3 protein-coding genes and 1 pseudogene are annotated in these 3,513 nt (G+C 64.3%); all 4 read left to right on the forward strand.

Annotated features, from left to right (window positions below; all coding sequences use genetic code 11):
- The first annotated feature begins 88 nt into the window (after nucleotides 1-88).
- Nucleotides 89-832, forward strand: coding sequence for an arylamine N-acetyltransferase family protein (locus tag U9983_RS27210; protein WP_322756750.1), 744 nt, complete (start codon nucleotides 89-91; stop codon nucleotides 830-832).
- 40 nt (nucleotides 833-872) lie between these two features.
- Nucleotides 873-1,616, forward strand: a complete 744-nt coding sequence (locus U9983_RS27215) for a thioesterase II family protein (RefSeq protein WP_322756751.1) — start codon at nucleotides 873-875, stop codon at nucleotides 1,614-1,616.
- A gap of 96 nt (nucleotides 1,617-1,712) precedes the next feature.
- Nucleotides 1,713-3,029: pseudogene (ccrA, locus tag U9983_RS28220) on the forward strand (crotonyl-CoA carboxylase/reductase).
- Between the two features lie 153 nt (nucleotides 3,030-3,182).
- Nucleotides 3,183-3,513: type II toxin-antitoxin system PemK/MazF family toxin (locus tag U9983_RS27230; protein ID WP_322756754.1), on the forward strand; the 331-nt coding region annotated here is incomplete at its 3' end.

Below are 3,513 nucleotides of genomic sequence, written 5' to 3' on the forward strand. Positions count from 1 at the left end.
TAAGCCGATTCCGGCACGCCCTGCACAGCTGTCACCGACTCACCCCCGTCCGCCACTCGCCGACGACGAACACCCAAGGAGACAAAGCATGTTCGACAAGAACGAGTACCTGGAGTACCTCGGCTTCTCGGAAACGCCCGACGCAAGCCTGGCGACCCTGCGGGAGATCCACCGCAAGCACCAGATACGGATCCCTTACGACAGTGGTTACTGTCTCGACAAGGACAACCCGGATTTCGACCTCGACGCGCAGTTCGAGACGATCGTGCTCAGCGGCCGGGGCGGCATCTGCGTCGAACTGAACTTCTTGTTCTCCCGGCTGCTCGTCGAGTTGGGCTTCGACGTGCAGGTGCTGTCCGCAAGCACCCTCTTCCCGGGGGGAGAGTGGGGGCCTGACATCGAGCACATGGTCATGCGCGTCACCATCGATGGCGAGGACTGGCTCGCCGACACCGGGCACGCGGGCATTTCCATAATGGAGCCGCTGCCGTTCTCCGGAAAGACCCTGGTCCAGAACGGAATCGAGTTCCGGCTGACCCGCCGGGGCGAATACTACGTACTCGACTACAAGACCCTCGGCAAGGACTGGCGCGACATTTACCGGTTCCTGCCGTTGACGCGTACCACCGCGGACTGGGCCGGCTGGCGCGACGCCCTGATCGCCGAGCTCCAGGGCGAGCCGCGCCCGCGGCGCCGCCGACGGGTCATCGACAACGGCCAGGTCATGCTCACCGAGAACCTCTTCGTGTCCGTTGAGGACGGCCACGAGCGCCTTCGTCTCAGCCGGGACGAGAACGAGCTCGAAAAGGTCGTCAACACCTACTGGGGCTGAGCGAACGAACCACCACGACTTCTTGCAGAAAGGCCAGAGAATGCTCACGAAAGCTCCGTCCAGTCCGTGGATCCGGCGTTTCCATCCGGCACCCGAGTCCAGGCACCGCCTGGTTTTCTTCCCCCACGCCGGGAGTTCGGCCAGCTTCTTCTTTCCCGCCTCGCGCGCGCTCGCACCGTCGATGGACGTGCTCGCCGTCCAGTACCCCGGGCGGCAGGACCGGCGCAGCGAGGCGTGTGTTGACGACATGGACGTCTTGGCCGATCTGGTCGCCGCCGAACTGCTTCCATGGGCGGATCGCCCGCTGGGACTGTTCGGGCACAGCCTGGGGGCCACGCTCGCCTTCGAGGTGGCCCGGAAACTGGAACACGCGGGAGCAGAGCTGCGCGGGCTGTTCGTATCCGGCCGCCGGGCACCCGCCGGCCAGCGGGGGGAAGGGTTGCACCTCCTCGACGACGAAGCGCTCATCAAGGCGATGAAGCTGCTTGCCGGCAACGAGCTCGAGATTCCGGATGATGACGAACTGCTCCGGTCGGCTCTGCCCGCGGTCCGCAGCGACTACAAGGCCCTGGAGACGTACTGCTACCGGCCCGGCCCCCTGCTGGCTTCGCCCATCGGCGCCATGACCGGCGACAACGACCCCAAGGTGACCCCCGGGGAAGCCGAGGCGTGGGCGCAGTACACGACCGGGACATTCGAACTGAGGGTCTTCGAGGGTGCCCACTTCTACCTCGTCCGGCACATGGAAAAGATCAACGAGTTCCTCCGGTTGAAGTTCGGCTGAACACGCTGCGCGCGCGGCCTGACCGGCTTCCGCCGGCAACCATGCCGTCGGCCCCGCTCACTGAATCGACACGATCACAATCGAGAGGACCTTTCCATGTCTGACCTGCTCCAAGCCGTCGTCGCCGGCGCTGAACCCGAAGACCTGCTCTCCATCGACCTGCCGTCCAGCTACAAGGCCGCCCACCTGCTCAAGAAAGAAGTCGACATCTTCGAGGGCGAGACCGACAAGGACGTACGCAAGTCGCTGCACGTCGGCGAGATAGCCATGCCGGAACTGGCCCCCAACGAATGCATCGTCGCGGTCATGTCCGCCGCGATCAACTTCAACACGGTCTGGTCCGCGATCTTCAAACCGGTGCCCACGTTCAGCTTCCTGGAGAAGTTCGGCCGGCAGGGATGGTATGGCGGGCGGCATGCCCTTCCGTACCACCAGGTGGGCTCCGATGGTTCCGGTGTCGTTGTTCGCGTCGGCGTCGGCGTGAAGAACTGGAAGGTCGGCGACAAGGTCGTCATCTCTCCCGTGTACGTGGACGAAAAGGATCACGCATCCTACGACGACGGCATGATGACGGAGACCCAGCTCGCCTGGGGCTTCGAGACGAACTTCGGCTCGCTCGGGGAATTCTGCCTGGTGAAGACCAACCAGCTCATCAAGAAGCCGGCCCGCCTCTCCTGAGAGGAGGCGGCCGCCAACACCCTGTGCGCCTCCACCGCCTACCGGATGCTGATCGGCAATCACGGTGCGCGAATGAAGCAGGGAGACGTTGTTCTGGTCTGGGGCGGAACCGGCGGCCTCGGCTCGTACGCCGTCCAGATGGTCAAGAACGGCGGCGGCATCCCCGTTGCGGTGGTCGGATCCCAGGCGAAGGCCGAGTTGGTCCGCGCGCAGGGATGCGAGCACGTCATCAATCGATCCGAACTGGACCTGGGCAGCGACGGCTTCCGCACCCTGAAGGGAGGGCGGATCCTTGGCGAGGCCATCCGCTCCCTGGTCGGCGAGGACCCGCAGATCGTTTTCGAATACCTGGGCGCCGAGACGTTCGGCTCTTCGGTGTACGTAGCCAAACGGGGCGGAAAGATCGTGACCTGCGGCTCCTCGACGGGCTACCGGCACGAGTACGACAACCGGTTTTTGTGGATGCGACTCAAGCAGATCATCGGTTCTAATGGCTACAACTATCACGAGGCGGTCGAGACCAACCGATTGATCAACCTTGGAATGATCCATCCGACACTGTCGAAGGTCTACCCCCTGGAGGACACTGCCGAGGCGACCCTGGCCGTGCAGACCAACCAGCACGTCGGCAAGGTAGCCGTCTTGTGCGCGGCGCCGTCCGAAAACCTCGGGATAGACAACCCCGAGTTTCGCACCAGGATCGGCGAGGACAAGATCAATCTCTATCGGGGGTAGGCACCCGCCTGGGCGCAACAGGTGGGTGTGGACGATCCCGCCTCGGTATCTTCGGTTCCGTAGAGGGTCTCAGCCCACAGGGCCGGGGCCGATGAACGTGATGTTCGGTCAGGGCGTGCGGAGTGCCCCCGCCGTCCCGTGTCTGGAGGACACATGGAACGTGGCGAAGTCTGGTGGGTGGACTTCGATGAGCGGTTGCCGGTTGTTCTGCTCTCAGGAGAAGAGGCCAGTGGGATTCGGGCCATGAGAGTCGTCGCTCCGGCGAACGTGGAGATCGACGGCATGGCCCTCGAGGTGGCGGTAGGTGCCACCGAAGGGCTGCCGATGGGCGGTGTCCTGCGAGCCGCGCTCCCACGCCCAGGCCTGATTCCGTGCACGTGGCTGGTCACCCTGACCCGGGCAGATCTGATCGAGCAGGCCGGAACCCTGTCGTCCGCGAAACTCAGCGAGGTCGACGAAGTTCTCCGTCTATGCGGACTGGAGC

The sequence above is a fragment of the Protofrankia sp. Cas3 genome, assembly GCF_963555955.1.
Classification (GTDB): domain Bacteria; phylum Actinomycetota; class Actinomycetes; order Frankiales; family Frankiaceae; genus Protofrankia.

What these genes read in the sequence shown, in the direction of transcription:
- U9983_RS27215 (WP_322756751.1), top strand. Translation starts at nt 873, where the DNA reads ATGCTCACGAAAGCTCCGTCCAGTCCGTGGATCCGGCGTTTCCATCCG.
- U9983_RS27210 (WP_322756750.1), top strand. Translation starts at nt 89, where the DNA reads ATGTTCGACAAGAACGAGTACCTGGAGTACCTCGGCTTCTCGGAAACG.